20 protein-coding genes are annotated in these 18,813 nt (G+C 44.9%); 2 read left to right on the top strand and 18 right to left on the bottom strand.

What is annotated here, in order from left to right; genetic code table 11:
* Positions 1–76: 76 nt before the first annotated feature.
* The 3 genes from rpsB to ACAW68_04050 all read right to left on the bottom strand — a co-directional run bounded on the left by rpsB (position 77) and on the right by ACAW68_04050 (position 2,053).
* The gene (gene rpsB / locus ACAW68_04060) at positions 77–853 is read right to left on the bottom strand and encodes a 30S ribosomal protein S2 (protein XGA16741.1); all 777 of its coding nucleotides are present in this window, start codon (positions 851–853) and stop codon (positions 77–79) included.
* 155 nt (positions 854–1,008) lie between these two features.
* A complete protein-coding gene (locus tag ACAW68_04055; GenBank protein XGA16740.1) occupies positions 1,009–1,299 on the bottom strand; it encodes a GIY-YIG nuclease family protein in 291 nt (96 codons plus the stop codon).
* Complete coding sequence (locus ACAW68_04050; protein XGA16739.1) at positions 1,292–2,053, bottom strand: tRNA1(Val) (adenine(37)-N6)-methyltransferase; 762 nt, start codon at positions 2,051–2,053, stop codon at positions 1,292–1,294. Before ACAW68_04050 ends, ACAW68_04055 begins: the two co-directional genes overlap by 8 nt.
* Positions 2,054–2,129: 76 nt before the next feature.
* On the opposite strand from ACAW68_04050, the gene ACAW68_04045 reads away from it, so the two are divergent.
* Positions 2,130–2,774: a lysophospholipid acyltransferase family protein gene (locus tag ACAW68_04045; GenBank protein XGA16738.1), complete on the top strand. Its 645-nt coding sequence runs from the start codon at positions 2,130–2,132 to the stop codon at positions 2,772–2,774.
* A gap of 103 nt (positions 2,775–2,877) precedes the next feature.
* Here the strand turns inward: ACAW68_04045 and ACAW68_04040 are convergent, their stop codons facing one another.
* The 5 genes from ACAW68_04040 to ACAW68_04020 form a co-directional block, all read right to left on the bottom strand.
* A complete protein-coding gene (locus tag ACAW68_04040) occupies positions 2,878–3,885 on the bottom strand; it encodes an NlpC/P60 family protein (GenBank protein ID XGA16737.1) in 1,008 nt (335 codons plus the stop codon).
* A gap of 217 nt (positions 3,886–4,102) precedes the next feature.
* A complete protein-coding gene (locus tag ACAW68_04035; protein XGA16736.1) occupies positions 4,103–4,330 on the bottom strand; it encodes a YneF family protein in 228 nt (75 codons plus the stop codon).
* Positions 4,331–4,420: 90 nt separating this feature from the next.
* Positions 4,421–4,675, bottom strand: coding sequence for a DUF896 domain-containing protein (locus ACAW68_04030; protein XGA16735.1), 255 nt, complete (start codon positions 4,673–4,675; stop codon positions 4,421–4,423).
* 222 nt (positions 4,676–4,897) lie between these two features.
* Positions 4,898–5,665: a DUF6020 family protein gene (locus ACAW68_04025; GenBank protein ID XGA16734.1), complete on the bottom strand. Its 768-nt coding sequence runs from the start codon at positions 5,663–5,665 to the stop codon at positions 4,898–4,900.
* Positions 5,584–6,579 carry a DUF6020 family protein gene (locus ACAW68_04020; protein ID XGA16733.1) on the bottom strand — a complete coding sequence of 332 codons (996 nt, stop codon included), beginning with the start codon at positions 6,577–6,579 and terminating at the stop codon, positions 5,584–5,586. The genes ACAW68_04025 and ACAW68_04020 overlap by 82 nt, the downstream gene beginning before the upstream one ends.
* Positions 6,580–6,759: 180 nt before the next feature.
* On the opposite strand from ACAW68_04020, the gene lexA reads away from it, so the two are divergent.
* Positions 6,760–7,392, top strand: coding sequence for a transcriptional repressor LexA (lexA, locus tag ACAW68_04015; protein ID XGA16732.1), 633 nt, complete (start codon positions 6,760–6,762; stop codon positions 7,390–7,392).
* A gap of 47 nt (positions 7,393–7,439) precedes the next feature.
* Here the strand turns inward: lexA and ACAW68_04010 are convergent, their stop codons facing one another.
* The 10 genes from ACAW68_04010 to ACAW68_03965 form a co-directional block, all read right to left on the bottom strand.
* On the bottom strand, positions 7,440–7,955 hold the full coding sequence (locus tag ACAW68_04010; protein XGA16731.1) for an adenine phosphoribosyltransferase: 516 nt from the start codon (positions 7,953–7,955) through the stop codon (positions 7,440–7,442).
* A gap of 4 nt (positions 7,956–7,959) precedes the next feature.
* On the bottom strand, positions 7,960–10,266 hold the full coding sequence (gene recJ, locus ACAW68_04005) for a single-stranded-DNA-specific exonuclease RecJ (GenBank protein XGA16730.1): 2,307 nt from the start codon (positions 10,264–10,266) through the stop codon (positions 7,960–7,962).
* Positions 10,267–10,278: 12 nt separating this feature from the next.
* On the bottom strand, positions 10,279–11,268 hold the full coding sequence (rnz, locus tag ACAW68_04000; protein XGA16729.1) for a ribonuclease Z: 990 nt from the start codon (positions 11,266–11,268) through the stop codon (positions 10,279–10,281).
* A 125-nt stretch (positions 11,269–11,393) separates the two neighbouring features.
* Complete coding sequence (locus ACAW68_03995) at positions 11,394–12,140, bottom strand: hypothetical protein (protein XGA16728.1); 747 nt, start codon at positions 12,138–12,140, stop codon at positions 11,394–11,396.
* 12 nt (positions 12,141–12,152) lie between these two features.
* Positions 12,153–12,425 (bottom strand): hypothetical protein, encoded by a 273-nt coding sequence (locus ACAW68_03990; protein ID XGA16727.1) that lies wholly within the window; start codon positions 12,423–12,425, stop codon positions 12,153–12,155.
* Between the two features lie 211 nt (positions 12,426–12,636).
* Positions 12,637–13,548 carry a DnaJ C-terminal domain-containing protein gene (locus ACAW68_03985; GenBank protein XGA16726.1) on the bottom strand — a complete coding sequence of 304 codons (912 nt, stop codon included), beginning with the start codon at positions 13,546–13,548 and terminating at the stop codon, positions 12,637–12,639.
* Positions 13,549–13,662: 114 nt separating this feature from the next.
* Positions 13,663–15,492 (bottom strand): molecular chaperone DnaK, encoded by a 1,830-nt coding sequence (dnaK, locus tag ACAW68_03980; GenBank protein XGA16725.1) that lies wholly within the window; start codon positions 15,490–15,492, stop codon positions 13,663–13,665.
* Positions 15,493–15,549: 57 nt separating this feature from the next.
* Positions 15,550–16,110, bottom strand: coding sequence for a nucleotide exchange factor GrpE (grpE, locus tag ACAW68_03975; protein XGA16724.1), 561 nt, complete (start codon positions 16,108–16,110; stop codon positions 15,550–15,552).
* A gap of 15 nt (positions 16,111–16,125) precedes the next feature.
* Complete coding sequence (hrcA, locus tag ACAW68_03970) at positions 16,126–17,151, bottom strand: heat-inducible transcriptional repressor HrcA (GenBank protein ID XGA16723.1); 1,026 nt, start codon at positions 17,149–17,151, stop codon at positions 16,126–16,128.
* A 143-nt stretch (positions 17,152–17,294) separates the two neighbouring features.
* Positions 17,295–18,779 carry a polysaccharide biosynthesis C-terminal domain-containing protein gene (locus ACAW68_03965; GenBank protein ID XGA16722.1) on the bottom strand — a complete coding sequence of 495 codons (1,485 nt, stop codon included), beginning with the start codon at positions 18,777–18,779 and terminating at the stop codon, positions 17,295–17,297.
* Positions 18,780–18,813 lie beyond the last annotated feature (34 nt).

The raw sequence follows: 18,813 nt of genomic DNA, 5'->3' as shown, positions 1-18,813 counted from the left end.
AGTTCAGACATGCAACGACATAAAAAAAGAGCACTTACCCGAGAGTAAGTGCTCTTTTTAACCGATTAAAATCGAATTAGTTGTTACCTTCAACGATTTCAGTCAATTCTTCGATTGAAGCTGCCTTGTCAGCACCTTCAGCTGCGAAGTCATCTGCAGAAACTGCGTCTTCACCTTGGTTACCCTCGATGATAGCGTCAGCCATCTTAGCAGTGATCAAGCGAACGGCACGGATAGCGTCGTCGTTTGATGGAATCTTCACATCGATTTGGTCAGGGTCGGCGTTCGTGTCAACCATAGCCACGATAGGAATGTTCAACTTGTGTGCTTCTTGCACAGCCAATTGTTCCTTGTGAGGATCAACGATGAACAACAAGTCAGGAATCTTAGGCATATCTGCGATACCACCCAAGAACTTCTCCAACTTCTCGCGTTGCTTGTTCAACAAAGCAACTTCCTTCTTTGGCAAACGGTCGAAAGTTCCATCTTCTGCCATTGCGCGCAATTCCTTCAAGCGTGCAACACGCTTTTGGATCGTTGACCAGTTAGTCAACGTTCCACCCAACCAACGGTGGTTTACGAAGTACATGTTTGCACGAGTTGCTTCTTCAGCAATTGCATCTTGAGCTTGCTTCTTAGTACCAACGAACAAAACCGTAGCACCGTTAGCAGCTGCGTCGCGAACGTAGTTGTAAGCTTGGTCAACCAACTTCACCGTCTTTTGCAAGTCGATGATGTAGATTCCGTTACGCTCCGTAAAGATGTATTCTGACATCTTTGGGTTCCAACGACGAGTTTGGTGTCCGAAGTGAACACCAGCTTCAAGCAATTGCTTCATTGAGATAACTGCCATGAGTATCTGCCTCCAAATGTTTTTCCACCTAGCCTCGCATGTAATTCCGCGACCCTTTGCGGGCACACCGTAGAACTATTGAGAACTAGTGAGTAATTTTTTATGGTCTAAGACCAAGAACAAATGATACATGATTTTGGGTAAGTAGTCAACTACTAATCCCGCTTTGCCGGTTCAAAATCCGTCACACCATGTTCCTTCAAAAACGCAACTTTATCAACGCGCTTTAACTTCTTGAAAGCTGCTTCAGCTTTCAATGCGTCCGACTTATTATCAAAGGCTTCTGCATACAGCAGCTTCAATGGATGCCGACTAGCCGGGCGCGTGTACTTTGCCCCTTTACCTGCCTCGTGTGTCGCGAAACGTTTCCCAACATCATCCGTAAAGCCACCATAAAATGTGTTGTCAGCAGTCAACAACACATACATATAGTACGGTTTAGTCATTACTCTTGCCTTCGTAGATGTCCCAAACAGCCTTCGTGTACGTATCGTCGTCATTGTGCGTCACGATTGGTGGCAAAATCGTTGCCCCCGTCAAGGCGCCGTCTTTAATCGCATCAATCAACAAGACATTAGCCGGCTCACCAGCTTTTGGATACACAAATTGAATACGCTTAGGCGCCAAATGATTCTTTTGCAAAGACTCAAGGATCTCAAATAAACGATCTGGGCGGTGAACCATGAAAAAGTGTGCTTTATTCTTCAACAACTTCTTGGCAGTGTAAGTTACCAAGTCCAAATCAGCCTTAATTTCATGACGTGCAATCGCATAGTGCTCATCTTCGTGCATCACCGTATTTTCATTGTCGACTGTAAAGTATGGTGGATTTGAAACGACCATGTCTGCCGAACCTGGACGAATATCTTCGAAGATATCACGCATATCTTTATTGATAATTGTAATTTTGTCCGTCAAATCATTCATTTGAACTGAACGTGTCGCCATATCAGCCAAACGCTCTTGGATTTCAACGCCAACGATTTGGCCTGCCACCTTGTGCGCCATAAACAATGACACTGCACCGTTACCAGCGCCCAAGTCAACGTTCAAGCCACGGCCGTTTTTACGCGGTTGGGCAAAGTTCGCCAACAAGACGGCATCTAGCGAGAAGGAAAAGACTTCCTTACTCTGAATAATATGTACCTCATCGTTATAAAGCATGTCGACCCGCTCGTCGGGTAATAATTTCACGTCCATGATGTTCTCCTGTTAGTTTGCCAAGATTGCCTAACCTGTGGGATAATAAATCGTTATTATTAGGAGGATTAACCAAATGTTCTATACATTTATTCGTTATGTCGCTGCCGGAGTGGTATGGCTAATTAACGGCCGTTACACGTTGACAGGTCAAGACAAACTACCTCAAGGCAATTATATTTTAGTTGGCCCACACCGCACTTGGTGGGACCCAATTTTCTTCGCTCTTGCTGCTTGGCCACACAAGTTTAGCTTCATGGCTAAGAAAGAGCTCTTCAAGAATCCTATTTTACGCTGGATTTTGGTTCACGCCAATGCTTTTTCCGTTGATCGTGAAAATCCAGGTCCATCAGCGATTAAGATTCCAGTGAACAACCTAAAGAAAACTGAACTTGGCGTTATCATGTTCCCATCAGGAAGCCGTCACTCACAAGAGATGAAGGGTGGCGCGATGATGATTGCAAAGTTGTCAGGTGCACCACTTGTGCCGATGGTTTACCAAGGACCCGTTAAGTTTGGCGACTTGTTCAAGCGTAACAACGTTAAAATGGCTTTCGGTGATCCAATCTACGTCGACAAGAAGATTAAGTTGACCGACGAAACAATGGCCGAATTTGGCGACACGTTGACTAATGCTTTCGATAAGATCGACAAGTCAATCGACCCAACTTGGGTATACATTGATCCCAAGCCCAAGACAGAACAAATTGAATCAAAGTAGTACAAAGCGCTGGTCAACTTTTGACCGGCGTTTTCTTTTTGCCATCACGCAACGCAACAAAAAAACACGACCTGCCGAAGCAGATCGTGTTAACCATTTGTTATTAGATAGTGTGGTAAGCCAATGGTTGTCCCCAAACTTGGTGAACACCGGTCGTCATACCAGGTTGTGGTGCGTCGATCATTTGACCGTTACCAATGTACATACCAACGTGGTACTCACCACCAACTGAACCCCAGAACAACAAGTCACCTGGTTGTACTTGTGAGGCTGACTTTGGTTGTGAACCGTGTGAACGCAAGTATGCAGCTTGTGCATTCGTCGTGCGACCCAAATCAGTCAAGTGCGCGTGTTGGCGAACCAAGTAAACGAATCCTGAGCAGTCAACACCGTATTGCGTTGCCCCACCGTAAAGGTAAGGAATTCCAAGCCAGTGGTTGGCCTCCGCAATCATACGAGCACCGGCATCGTCGTCACGCAAGTAGTACGTACCATCATTACCGAAGAAGTATGACTTACCGTCAATTACGCGTGTTCCTTGAACAGCACGTCCTTGTTCGTCAGTATAATACTTGTATCCCCATGCCTCACGCCATCCTGCGTTTTGGCGAACACCGTTAACAAACCAGTAGTACGTTCCCATGTAGAATCGGAAGCCTGTGTAAACAGTTCCATTTTCATACCAACGGTAACCACCGTTTGCTGGCGAGCCATCGAACAAGTAACCTGATCCGTTACCACGCAAGTAGTAAGTACCGTTGTCTCCAAAGTTGTAAGCAGTGCCGTCAATTACGACATTACCTTGAACAGCGCGCCCTTGATTATCAGTATAGTACTTCAATCCCCAAGCTTCACGCCAACCAGCATTTTGACGGACACCGTCAACGAACCAGTAGTATGTTCCCATGTAGAATCGGAAGCCTGTGTAAAGCTCACCATCCTCGTACCAGCGATAACCACCATTATACTGAGACCCATCATGAATGTAACCCGTTTGGCCGGCGGCTGAAACTGAGTGACCAGCATCAAGTCCCATCGCAAACGTGAAACCGGCAACGACTGCTGCGATCAGTGCCAATGCCTTTTTAGTTTTCGTTTTAAACAATGTCATATAAACATAACCCCTGTTGTTGATGTTATTAGAATACCAATTGAATGTGACACGTTCATTACAATAGGCGCCTTAATATTTTATTAATTTATTACAACGTGAAACAATACACAATCATTTCACATTTTATTCAAAAATATAGAATTTCCGCCACGATTCTCGTTCCATAGTACGCAAAAAAGGACTGAATCACGCGATTCAGTCCTTTAATATATCCTTACTTCTTTGAAGAAGATTGTGCCTTCATTTGAGCCATCATTTGGTTCAAACGCTTTTGAGAAGGCTTTTGACCCATTGAAGCCATCATTGACTTCATCATCTCTTCTGAGATAGGTGGGTTGTTCTTCAAGTACGTTTGCATTGAGCGACGTGCCAAGAAGAAACCTGCAACTGCACCCAAGACTGCGGCAAGGATGACAATCAAAATCCAAATACTAGTGCTCATGATATTACTCCATTATGTTATTCGTATATTATTGTAGCGAATAAACGCCCGTTTGACTAGGTTATCCTGGGTTTCTTCCCAAAATATTCACTAGTTATCACGCAATCCCTTATCACGTTGAATGTCCTTAACCTTTTCAGGTGTAACTTCATTACCGTTTTCATCGAAAACTTGCAACATTTCAACTTGTGAACGGAAAGCAGCCTTGAAGTTCTCCAAGAACTCCGTACGCAATTCTGCACGCTCTGCGATTTCATCGTCAGTCAATCCTTCAGGCGTCTTCGCCTTGGCTGCCAATTCATTAATGCGGGTACGAACAGCCATCATACGTTCTGTTTCTGCCATGGTTTTCACCACCTTTATCTGCTTTTGCATCTATTTTAACACGAAAACGCAACCATTCCTGTCTTACTTTGTTTCTTATTTTAACAGCCCTCTGGATCGCCTCTCCGAATCTACCACATAAATCAACGATAGATTAATCATCTTGCAATCTTATAGAGGAAATATTGTGCTAACGCATAACAGTAAAAAATCAATAAGCTACCTTCACACTTTTAAAAAACATCACGATTCTTCCTTGTGTTGGAACAAAATCGCCAAAATGATTGGCACAGAAACCATAAGTGGCATTACATAACGCAAATAACCATCTACCGGTGATAACATTCCAACACCGACAGAACCTAACGAAAGTGCCGCAAGTAGTATCGCGCGTTTATTTTTCGTTTCTACAGCCAAAACTAACATCAATAAAATAGTGACTCCCCAAAATCCCGTTGTCAGCATAGTCTTCAAAATCGGCACTGTTCGTTGTACATCAGACCAGTTTGACAAATTTTTGCGACCTACCGAATCTCTGTAATCTAATCCCTTGAATAAGGTAGTATTTTCATAATCTTCAAATCCACCTCGATAAGACAAATCAAGATTAATTTTCATATCTCCAAAATAAAAGTAATGATAATAGTTAAGCAAGTAGGCCTGTACATATGTGGTTGGTGATTTTATCAAGCCATTAAACCATACTCGAAAGTACTCCGATTTATTTTTTACAATAGGCGCATTCTCCAGTAATTGCCGAGCCTGTTCATAACTTTTACCTTTCTGCCAAAATCCATCTGGATAGTAATAAAACGTATGCTTAACAGGATCATATGCGCCATCGGTGTATGCTTGTTTCATCGCACCGAGATCCGCTACTTTTTTCAATACCGTAAGATCCCGCTTAGTATATGCCTTCGGATTATGAATTAATGTATATGCAATTTGCTGACTTGGAACTGCCAATGCTTCGACAGGCTCCGTGGGAAGAACTTTAACTGCGGGTAACATAACCTTATTCCACCCAATAAAAATAACAAGCGCGATAGCGGCAGATAGATATATTTTTTTAGGGGCAATTTCAAAATTGGAACCATTAACAGCAATACAATTAATAATATTATCGTATCGTTTCTCACCAAAAGCAGGATTGTTGTCGCTGCTGTAAACGAAACAATATGATTTTTATTTTCACTTGATATAACGCGAAGCAATGATCCAATAAATAATGCATAAATCGCCAAAAGTAGCGCTGTCTTATTAACATTAACTACAACCAACGGAAATACGGGAAATAACGCAAAAAAGAAAAGTGTCAATCTCAAAAATGCCTTTTGCCATTTTTTTATAGCCATTATTAAATACGTAATACTTAAGCTCATCAAAATATATTGACCTAACACCACGGTCGCAATAGCCCCATTTGCATTTTGGAACACTGTTTTTCCTAATGAAAAAAGAGTCGCCAAAAATAAGCTAGACATAAAAGGATGATGATTTGTTAAATAGAATTGCTGATTTGGAAAATTATAATTTGTTCCATAAAAGTGAATAGCCTGTTTAGGCATGTCCACTTGGAAAAAAGCATTTAATTGATCCGCACCATCCCAACCAACCACTCCTGGAAATGCCAGCATCACATATGGCGCCCAAAAAATTAAAAGCAGCGCCCAAACCTTCCACCATGGAAAATCACCTTCAAGATAAGTAAATCGCTTTTTATATAGTTGTTCTAAAGCGTAGATTATCCCAGATATCACAATCGTCATAAACAGGAACAAAAATACATTACCAAAAATTAGGTCGCTGTTCATAATACCAGCAAAAGGATCCCCGGTTTTAGAAATCGAATTTGCCATTACCCAACCAGCGCTAATAAATAATATGACCACAATTTTTAAAACAACATTTTTCTTTTTTATCATTTTCCCGCCTCAGAATTAATTGCATTTTTCACTAACCATTTCATTCTACCAAAAACCCTTACCGAAAATCCTGATTTTTTAAAAATAAACTTCAATTCCATTCCTGCCCCTACTTTATTTCCACCCGAATTAAAAGTAAAATAGATAGTAATATATTCGAATTAGGAGGTCCTTCAGCTTATGGCCGAAAAAGAAAGTAATCAAATTGCGATCCTCCGTTTTGTTTACGAGAAACAACTCGAAAAAGGGTATCCGCCAACTGTTCGTGAAATCGGTGAGGGCGTTGGTCTTTCATCATCTTCAACGGTTCACGGCCACTTAAGCCGCTTGGAAAAGAAAGGATACATTCACAAAGACCCTGATAAGCCGCGCGCTATCGACGTCACACCAGAAGGCATCAAGGCACTTGGACTACACGAACCAAATAAAACCATGATGCCCATTATGGATGAGAATGAGCCCATCACATCTGATGAGCATCTCAATAACCATATCGTCGATTACTTCCCAGTACCAGATGATTTGATTCGTTTTGAAGGTGATTTGTTCATGATTCGCAATCGAGGCAACGCCATGATTAACATTGGGATTCTAGATGGCGATTATATGATTGTGCGTCGACAAAATGATGCGGATAACGGTGACATTGTTGTCGCAAAACCTGATAACGGGCAAACGCAAATCAAACGTTTCTTCCGTGAAGCATCACAATATCGATTGCAACCAGAAAACGATAACCACGAACCGGTCATCACAACTGACATCACTATTCTAGGTAAAGTTGTCGGTTTGTATCGCGATTCAATTTATTAAAAAATAAGGACCATCCGTTCAAATTTGAACAGATGGTCCTATTTTTGTTAGTAATTCATCAATGCCAACAACTCGTAACCGTCAAGACGATCACGACCGTGCAAAGCGTTAAGCTCAATCAAGAAAGCCAAACCAACGACTTCACCACCAAGGGCTTCAACCAACTTAATCGTGGCTTCAATCGTACCACCAGTGGCCAACAAGTCGTCCGTAATCAAAACCTTATCACCAGGCTTGATAGCGTCCTTGTGCAGTTCCAAAGTTGCTTCACCATATTCTAGCTTGTAGCTTTGGCTAATAACTTCGCGAGGCAACTTGCCTGGCTTACGGGCTGGAACCAATCCAATTCCCATTTGGTGGGCAACTGGTGCCCCAACCAAGAATCCGCGTGATTCTGGGCCAACAATAACGTTAACACCACGCTCCTTAGCGAATTCAGTAATTTGACGCGTTGCTTCCGCATAAGCGGCACCATCAGCCAACAAAGGCGTAATGTCGCGGAACGTAACCCCTTCTTCTGGGAAGTTAGGGATTGAGGCAACGTAATCATGCAAATCCAACATCTGCTTAGCTCTCCTGCTTACTTAGGTTCGTGAGCAATGATTCCAATTCAGAAGTTGAACTGTAAATCAATTGCTCTTCAAGTTGCCGACGAGCCAGGAATTGCTGATAACTAGCAGTTTCCTCTAACGCCATTGGCGCTGGCTCAGGTACGGCATTTAAAACACCATCAACTATTGTAACAAACTTTGCGTCCAAAAACACCTGTAATATCAACGTTAACATTGAACGTTCCATCCCCAAGTGCGCCAAAACCGCATCATATTGCGTTCTCAGTGCGATATCTTGGAATGAACGGGCAAACTTGTACACCTTCGCAAAGTCGGCTTTTGAAGGGACTTTTTGCAAATATGCCGGTGTCTTCGCATAAAAGATTGGTGCCAAACGACCCGCTGGCACAAACTTTAGCAAGTCGGCCAATTGTGACATATCGTCAGGGATATCCACAAAGGCCATTGTGCCGACGCTTGTTCGGTTAAAGGCATCTTCCCAATACAACGCTTCAGCCGGCGCCTTAATTGTTGGCGCTAGTTGTTCATAATGCTTCTTGTTAAAGAAAATATATGTGGCTGGGTTGGCAAACGTTTGCGTCGTCAAACGCGTCGTACGCCAATCTAACAATGAAGATCCCTTAGCTTCGATATCCGTGAGCATCATTTGATATGACACATCCCCACGGAAACTATTTTCACTCATCGTCCCGACAATGCGAATTGACTCAAAACGGCCCGCTAGATCTTCAGCAAGCGGCCCACGACCAAATGCAACTACCGGCAATGTACCGGCAGATGTTTCAGCCGTAAAGCGCAAGTGCTTGCCTTCACTCATTGTCTTAACGTTCTGGACACCTGCCAAATTAACGGCGAATAATGGCTCAGGATTCCCTTCACCAAATGGTGCCAGCACCTGCAATTGCTCGTAGTTTTGACGGTTAAAGTCCTTGGCTGTCACTTCAGCGGCGATTCGAATTTCTGGCAAACCAGCTTCCGCCAAATGTTGATTGGCTGCCTCTTCGCGCAAAACATCACGTACCGCTTGCAAGTTGGCCGTGGGAATCGTCATACCAGCCGCACTGGCGTGACCACCAAACGCAGTCAACAAGTCACGGTGCCCGTCCAACGCAGCGAACAAATCAAAGGCCGCCACTGAGCGACCAGACCCCTTCATTTGACCATCTTCGTTATTCAAGACAATCGCCGGCTTACCCGTCGCTTCAACTAACTTACTAGCAACAATACCCAGTACACCTTCGTGCCAGCCACTACCGGCAACCACCAATACTGGATCAGTTGTTAGCTCGGCCGCTTGAGCAAGTGCTTCTTCAGAAATCGATGCCACCAAGTCTTGACGCTCACGGTTCAACTTATCAATGCGCTTGGCTAGTTCACTGGCTTCCTCAGGGTCATCTGACAACAATAGACGCACACCATCTGTTGCATCAGCCATACGTCCCAATGCATTCAAACGCGGACCAATCGTAAAGCCGATAGTCATTGAGTCGATATCCGCCTGGGCAGTGCCAGCAACTTCTAACAAAGCCGCCAAACCAGGGCGTGGATCTTCTTTCAAGTTCGCCAAGCCCATCGCCACAATCGCACGATTTTCATCGACCAACTCCATGACGTCAGCCACTGCACCTAAGGCCGCTAAATCCATCACCTCATCGGCTGGTTCTTCTAGCAACGCTGATGCCACCTTAAAGGCGACACCGGCACCAGAAAGTCCGCCGAATGGGTAATCACCTTCCGGGTGACGTGGGTGCACAACTGCAACCGCATCAGGTAATTGTTCTGGTAACTCGTGGTGGTCGGTCACAATAACATCAACGCCATTGGCCATCAACCAATTCACTTCTTCACGACCAGAAACACCGTTATCGACCGTAATCAACAACTGCATGCCTTCGCTAGCCAAACGTTGATATTGCGCCATGTTAGGGCCATAGCCATCATTAAAGCGGTTCGGCACATAGTAACTCACATCAGCGCCCATCAATTCAAGCGCCCACGTCATAATCGCCGTACTGGTAATTCCATCGACGTCATAGTCACCGTAGACCACAATCTTTTCACCGTTGTCGATAGCTGTCATAATGCGGTCAATCGCCACATCCATGTCATGCAACAAAAACGGATCATACAACGCATCCATCCCCGGACGCAAAAAGGCATTGGCACTTTCAACAGTGTCATACCCTCGATTAACTAAGATTTTAGCGACCAAATCTGAAACACCGAATGTCTCAGCGATTTCTTTGGCAGCCCCTTCATTGGCTACAGCTGGAAAATCCCATTGATAGCGTGGTGAAATCATCGTTTGGTCCTCCTATCCTTCTAGTTCTTCATCATCTACTGGTGTTAATTTAATTGGCTTGCTGTTGCTTTGCTTCCCGAATGGAATTTCAAAGACATCAAAGTCATTCACAACTCGCGTGTTTTCAAACGTCGTACGCGCTTGATAGGCCAACTCATTTGCTGACTTACCCGCATAGCGCGCTGAAATGTGCGTCAATAGCAAACGCCCAGCACCAGCTTCCTTCGCCACATCAGCTGCCTGCATGCTCGTTGAGTGGTAGTGATTACGGGCTTGCTTCCCTTCACCCTTACCGTAAGTTGATTCGTGCACCAAAACATCGGCATCACGTCCCAAAACAACTGAATTAGGTGTTTTACGCGTATCACCCAAAATCGTCACGGTACGGCCCTTTTTGGCTGGTCCAATAACATCAGCGCTCTTAATTGTGCGTCCATCAGGCAACGTGACGTCCTTACCACGCTTCAACTCACCATAAAGCGGTCCTGCGGGCACGTTCATCTCGCGCAAACGGTCAACCAACAACTCGCCGGCGTGATCATGCTCCACCACGCGGTAGCCAAATGACAAAATCTTGTGATCCAAAGGCAAAGCCGTCACCGTAAACTTATCCGTGCGCAACACTTCGCCACCTTCATTAGGCAACTCCACAAACTTCAGTGGATATGTTAGGTGGGTTTGAGCAACGCGCAAACTCGTTTCAACGAATTGCTTGATACCATGAGGCCCATAGATAACCAATTCATCTTCACCGCCTTGGAATGAGCGTGATGACAACAATCCTGGCAGTCCGTAAATGTGATCACCGTGTAAGTGGGTCACAAAAATCTTATCAACCTTTCGTGGTCGAATCGTTGAACTCAACATTTGCATTTGCGTACCTTCACCGGCATCAAACAACCAAACGGAATTAATTTCTTCAAGCAGGCGTAGCGCGATACTCGTCACATTACGAAAACGCGCTGGAACGCCGGCACCAGTTCCTAAAAACTCGATTTGCATGGCTTCGGAACTCCTTATCTTTCATCTTTACCAAATAAAAAACCGTCAAACTGACGGTTTACAGCTAACTATTAGTTTACCATTTTTAGCAAGGCTTTTATAGTCAATCACCCAACGGTTTCCGACTAGAACGTCACGGTCATCGCACGCGTTGGTTTCGTGACCTGTAAGCCATTCGAATCAAACAACGCTGAGAATTGCAAATCCACGCGATTCACTTTTTTGCCGTATTCCTTTGGTACCAAAGCAGTCATCATGGCTGTTGATGACCCACCGGAAATAACACCAGAGGTCGTCGCCAAACCACTATTCACCAGTCCTGTCAGCATTGACATGGCAACTTTGTTTTTATACGTCGCAGCGGTTACGCCACGTGTCACAACGGTATTCGCAGAATCGTTTGCAACGGTATACGAAAGCGTCAACGTATAGTACTCAGAGGATAATCCATGGTCGTTGTACAAACGACGGGCGATTTGCAAGGCATGGTTGTCACGGGCACGCTCACGAACCAACGCAACGCCAGTAATATGATACGTGAAATCACCATCGGTCATGTACTTGTTCAGCGTCTTCATCTTCACCAGCTTCTGCTCAATACCATCAGCAGTTAATCGATATTGCCCCACCTCGGTCAATTGCGCAGTCCCCACGAAGTTAGATGACGCTTGATCAGTAGCCGTTGGCTGGTTACCAGCGCCACTCATGCTATCATCATCACCAGTCGGCGACTTAAATTGTTTTGTGAACTTCTCTTCAGCAATCGTATTTACACGCGTTTGCATATGCCCGGTGAAATAAAAAAACACCATCACACTACCAACCACGACCAATAATAAGCTAAAAATCAGCCATCCTAAACGTTTCTGCATGTCTCTCTCCAATTAACCCAGCACCAATTGCTCCGCCACCACGCGGTAGCCAAAAACAGGGTGCAACTGTTGTGCCTCATCGCGCACAACCAGGTTTAAATTATTATCTTCTAAGGCAATGACATCCGACAACGTCACTTGCCGGTCAACATCGGTACCCAATATCAATTGATCACCATCAATCCCGACCAATCGCAATGGCACGATGTCACCATCAACCCTAGCTGCCAACAACCGGTCAATCGGCATACCAGCCGTCGACAATTTAAAATCTGCTAGCAACATGTTTATCACCTTTTCCTATTAGCCTATTTTGCCATAAAAAAAGATGACGAACCTTAAACGGTTGCCATCTTCCCTTAAAATTCTGGAGTATTATCACAGCAGCTGTTGGTCTAAACCCCCTGACTGAAGTCAGGGGCAGACCAAAAACGCACCTGATAAGGGCGACTTGGTCACGTCGAAGGTCTAAAACCTCCGACATTCCCAGTCTACTTTATCCGAAGAAGCCCTTCTTGTGCTCGCCATTCATCGCAGCTTGGAAGGCTTCAAGGGCCTTCTTTTGGTCCTTGTTCAACTTCTTAGGCACATCAACGTAAATTGTCACAATGTGATCACCTTGACCACCACGCATAAATGGCGCTCCTTGACCACGTAGACGGAAGTTCGCTTCAGTTGGCGTTCCTGCTGGAATCTTCAACTTCTTCAAACCATTAACTGTCTTAACCTCAATTTCACCACCAAGAACAGCTGTGGCATAATCAATCGCAACACGTGAGTAAATCGTGCCACCATCGCGCTCAAAACCATCCTTTGAAGGTGCAACACGGAAGACCACGAACAAATCTCCGTAAGGACCACCGTTGTAGCCGGCCTCACCTTGACCAGACAAGCGCATTTGTTGACCGTTCTCGACACCGGCTGGCACCGTCACCTTCAACTCCTTGCTTTCTTGGCCACCGTTCTCCGTTGAACGCGTGTATGAAATCGTTGTTTCCTTACCAAAAACAGCTTCCTCAAACGTCAAGTTCATGCGATATTGCAAATCTTGACCCTTGCGAGGACGGTTAGGATCTTGGAAGCCACCGCCAAACATTTGGCTAAAGATGTCCCCAAGATCTGAGAAGTCGCCGTATTGGCCACCACCAAAGCCACCGAAACCACCTTGACCGCCAAAGCCACCAGCTTGACCATCAGTTGCACCGTATTGGTCGTACATGGCACGCTTTTGCTCGTCACCTAGCGTCTCATAGGCTTCTTGAATTTCCTTGTACTTCGCCTCGGCACCTTCCTCGTGGTTGATGTCTGGGTGATACTTCTTTGATAGCTTACGGTAAGCCTTCTTAATCTCATCTTGTGAAGCGCTCTTATCAACGCCCAAACGCTCGTAGAACTCTGTGTTGTTCATGAGGCCAATCCTCCCAATTTTCTCAATATGTATCACAAAGCGAGGCATTGCGGCCTCGCTTCGTGTCACTCAGTAACCATAGGGGTAGTTAAGAGTGTGTTTTTAGTTACTAAATTACTTCTTGTCGTCAGAAACGTCTTCGAAGTCACCGTCAACCGTGTTGTCATCGTTTGATGCAGCACCGTCAGCAGCTTGTGCACCTTGCTCAGGAGCAGCTTGTTGATACAACTTAACTGCCAATTCTTGGGCAACCTTCTCCAAAGCTTCCTTCTTTGTCTTCATGTCATCCAAGTTGTCAGCTTCCTTAGCAGCCTTCAACTCAGCAACTGCGTCTTCAACTGGCTTCTTGTCAGTATCAGGCAACTTGTCGCCAACTTCTTCCAAAGTCTTTTCTGATTGGAAGATCAATTGGTCAACATCGTTACGCAAGTCAACTTCTTCCTTACGCTTCTTGTCGGCCTCTTCGTTAGCCTTGGCGTCGTTCATCATACGCTCAATTTCTTCTTCTGACAATGAACCTGAGCTTTGGATTGTAATCTTTTGCTCCTTGTTCGTTCCCAAATCCTTAGCAGATACAGAAACGATACCGTTACGGTCAATGTCAAACTTAACTTCGATTTGTGGAACACCACGTGGTGCAGCAGGAATGTCAGTCAATTGGAAGCGACCCAACGTCTTGTTGTCGGCAGCCATTGAACGCTCACCTTGCAAAACGTGGATATCAACAGCTGGTTGGTTATCAGCGGCCGTTGAGAACACTTGTGACTTTGACGTAGGAATCGTCGTGTTGCGGTCGATCAACTTCGTGAACACACCACCCATCGTTTCGATACCCAATGACAAAGGTGTAACGTCAAGCAAAACAACGTCCTTAACATCACCAGTGATAACACCACCTTGTACAGCAGCACCCAAAGCAACGGCTTCATCAGGGTTGATTGAGTGATCTGGCTCCTTACCAGTCAAGGCCTTAACAGACTCTTGCACAGCAGGGATACGTGTTGAACCACCGTTCAAGATAACCTTGTCGATATCGTTCATCGTCAAACCAGCATCCTTCAAAGCGTTGCGAACTGGCTCTTCAGCACGCTTTACCAAGTCAGCCGTCAATTGGTTGAATTGGGCACGCGTCAAAGTCGTTTGAATGTGCAAAGGACCTTCGTTCGTTGCCGTGATAAACGGCAAGTCGATTTGTGCTTCGTTAGCTGATGACAACGTCTTCTTTGCCGTCTCTGCAGCATCCTTCAAACGTTGCAAGGCCAACTTGTCAGCCTTCAAATCAACACCGTGCTCGTTCTTAAAGTTCTCGGCCAACCAGTCGATAACCTTTTCGTCGAAGTCGTCACCACCAAGGTGCGTGTCACCATTCGTTGACAAAACTTCGAAGACACCGTCACCCAACTCAAGGATAGAAACGTCAAACGTTCCACCACCCAAGTCGTAAACAAGAACCTTTTCATCGCTCTCCAACTTGTCCAAACCGTATGCCAAAGCAGCAGCCGTTGGCTCGTTGATGATACGCTCAACTTCCAATCCAGCAATCTTTCCGGCGTCCTTCGTAGCTTGACGTTGGGCATCGTTAAAGTATGCAGGAACCGTGATAACGGCCTTATCAACCGTCTCACCTAGGTAGTCTTCAGCGTACTTCTTGATATATTGCAAGATCATTGCTGAGATTTCTTGTGGTGTGTAGTCCTTACCGTCTACAGTTACCTTGTAGTTGGCATCACCCATGTGTGACTTGATTGACAAAATCGTGTCTGGGTTTGTGATGGCTTGGCGCTTTGCCGTGTCACCAACTTGCACTTCACCGTTCTTAAATGAAACAGCTGATGGTGTCGTGCGACCACCGTTAGGGTTAGTGATAACCTTTGGTTGTCCACCTTCCAAAACGGCAACAGCTGAGTTTGTAGTTCCCAAATCAATTCCAATGATCTTTGACATAATTACTTTACCTCTTATTGATCAGTTTTTTGTTTTAATAAATAAATGAATAGTTGTTTAGTTATAAACAGCTACCATTGCTGGACGAATCACACGGTCCGCCAACACATAACCCTTTTGAAGAACCTGAGCAATTGTATCTGCCGGGTGATCATCATCCGCCGGTACAGATTGAATTGCTTGGTGGAAGTTAGGGTCAAACGGTTCACCTTCGGCTCCAACAGCCTTGATGTCGTTATCTTCCAAAGCAGATACAAGCGTCTTGTACACCATCTCGACTCCCGTCTTGATTTGTTGTGCCGCTGCATCATCTGCTTCAACTTGCAAAGCACGTTCCAAATTATCAAGCGCTGGCAAAACTGACTTTGCCAAGTTTTGACTAGCATACTTCACTGCCGTCGCTTGTTCCTTTGCATAACGTGTTTGCATGTTTTGCATTTCTGCGTGAGCACGCAAGTACTTGTCTTCTGCTTCAGCGATTTTTTCTTCCGCTTCTGCAATCTTCGTTTCTAGCGCAACGATTGGATCTACATCCGCCGTTGCGTCGGTGTCAACATCCGGTGTCTCAACCGTTTCTTCTACAACTTCTTCTTCAGGAGTTTGCTTATCCTCTGCCATGCTAACACCTCTTTTCTAACGATAATATTCTAATAACTGTGTTGATAATGTACTGCGGTAGGCATCTACCAAATTAACAACATCCGCGTAACGCATTGCCGTCGGTCCAAGCACTGCCAGCGCACCGACACCATGCTGTGGCACGCGGTATGTGGCTGAAATCAAACTGTATGGTGACAACAAGCTGTTCCCGTTTTCATCCCCAATTTGAATTAACACCCCATCGTTTGCGTTCCCCATTACCTGGCGCATTGCACTTGGTGCATCAAGCAATTGCAATAATTGCTTGATTTCTTGCAGCTCCGTGTCATCCGTGTAATCCAACACATTTAGTCGACCACCAACAAACACTTTATCGCGAATCGAGCGGGCCAAAACATCACCGAACAATTGCAAGAATGCAACTGGTGTACGAATTGTTCGCTCCATCTTTAATGGTAAATCTCCTGACAATGTTCGCAACACATCCACAATCGGTTGGTTAACCAACGTTTGATTAATGTAGCGCACCATGTCATCCAGACCACGTACATCCATTCCCTCGGGTAGTCTAAAACTCTGACTCGTAACCTGACCGTCATTTGTGACGATTATCGCCATCACTTGTTGACCGTCGACCGGTACCAGCCGGAACCCAGACAATCGCGTGTCAACTGATTCCGGCTTCAATGCAACCACCGTGTAACCTGTTATATTTGCTAATTCAGTCACCATCGTCTGCATCAAATCGTCAATTTGCTGAAAATTACGATTGAAAACACGTTCAAGGGATTGTTGAGCAACCTGGGTCATATGTTCACTACGCATAATCTTATCTACATAGTAACGATAACCACGTTGTGAAGGTACCCGCCCCGACGATGTATGTTCCTTTTGCAACAAACCTTGCTCTTCCAATGAGGCCATCTCATTACGAACCGTGGCTGAACTGACTGCCAACCCTAATTCTTCAAGCAACGTTTTTGATCCAACAGCTTTACCGGTTTTTGCGTAATCTTGAATTATTGCGGCTAAAATTAACCGCTGCCGTTCTGTTAACATACGCTTCACCTCTCTTAGCACTCTCAAGTACTTCGTGCTAACGATTATTATAATACACGTCTCATACACCCTTGTCAACATTTTTAGCACTCTAAATTTCAGAGTGCTAAAAAGCGTCGCAATCCCTTGCGACGCTTACATTTCTATTTTTTAATTCTTAGCACAATGCGAATAAACTCAATCGTTGATTCAAACATTCTTTTACCAGAGAATAGCAAGACTTGGTTAGTCGCCTTCGCAACCGGTGTATCGAACGAAACAACCACCAATGCATATACAACTAATCCAACCGCCGCTTCTAATGCTGAATACTTTGGATAAGCAGGTACACCAGCACGCACCATCGCAATCAACACAACCGCTGTTACAACGCCAGCTACAATGTAACGCCAGACGACTGCTACCAAACGCCATAAATGAATAACGTGGCGCAATGAGAGCAATTGCAACACCAACGCCACAATTTCACTCACGAGCGCAATCCACGCAGCGGCCATCACACCTAACCACGGAATCAAAGCTAAGCTCAACACCACATTGAGACCAGTCGCAATTTGAACTGGCATCGATAAATTGCGGAAACCACGTTCAGCTGCCAATTGTTGCAACGCTAAACTGTAACGCCATGAAGCGACCACAATTACGAACGCAAGCACATGCAAAATTGCCCCCACTTGTTCGTAGTCAATTCCTAAGAACCAATACACAGTTTGTGACCCAACAATTGCTACACCGACCGCAATAATAATCGCCAACGCCGTACTATTCTCCACAGCATCATAGAACGATTGCTGCACGCCTGATGCATCTCCTTGACGTCGTTGTTCAACCACTCGGCCCATCATTGCAATTCCGATGCCAAGTACCAATGCAATCCCGACTTTCACCATCAACTCAGCACTATAATAAGATGCAACCTCGTCAACGCCATCATGCCAAAACAACAACACTTTATTCAAGTACAACGCCAATTGGGGCAAAATAGCCGCCAAGAAGAACGTTGTCATCAAGCGCATATGCCGCCGAATTGGAATGCGCGCCACATCGACACGCACTAGGGTCTGTGGCAACTTAAACCACATCACCACATTTCCAATAATCGTCGTAATCGCCAACAATAAAATGAACGCTGCCAAGTCATCCGGACTTTTAACGAATATGATCAACGGCACAAAACGAGCCATTTGGATAATCGCATCACGACGCACAACAATCCGTGTCTTATTAATCCCATTGAACAACCATGAAATATCTAACATCGCCCCAACATAGAACAATAATTGTAATCTGATTGCCCCTTCGTACGGCAAATCAAACAGTTGCACGAATCCATAGGTCAATAATGCTAGGACTGCGAAAGTTAAGACCTGAATTGACCAAACACCCCAAAAGAAATGCGAATTCCCTTTTTTATCAGGCGGCATCTTATTCAATTCAGTCTGCGCATAAAGACGAATAGCGGTTGAAAAGATGCCAATTGTTAGCATCACCAGCGCATACGTCCAAACCTGAATACCAAAAGCATGTTGTCGTAAAATATGGGCAATGTAGGTTAAGAAGAAAAGCGGCACCAGCTCAGTCGGCAACCGCATTCCTGTTTCTTGTAAATAAACTTTTAATAATTGCATGTGAAACTCATTTCTGCACTCTAATATCTGTTTC

The sequence above is a fragment of the Weissella confusa genome (genome assembly GCA_041871065.1).
GTDB classification, from domain to species: Bacteria; Bacillota; Bacilli; order Lactobacillales; family Lactobacillaceae; genus Weissella; species Weissella confusa_A.
The sequence above is the reverse complement of the archived record's forward strand: the minus strand, read 5'-3'. Positions and strand labels throughout refer to the sequence as shown.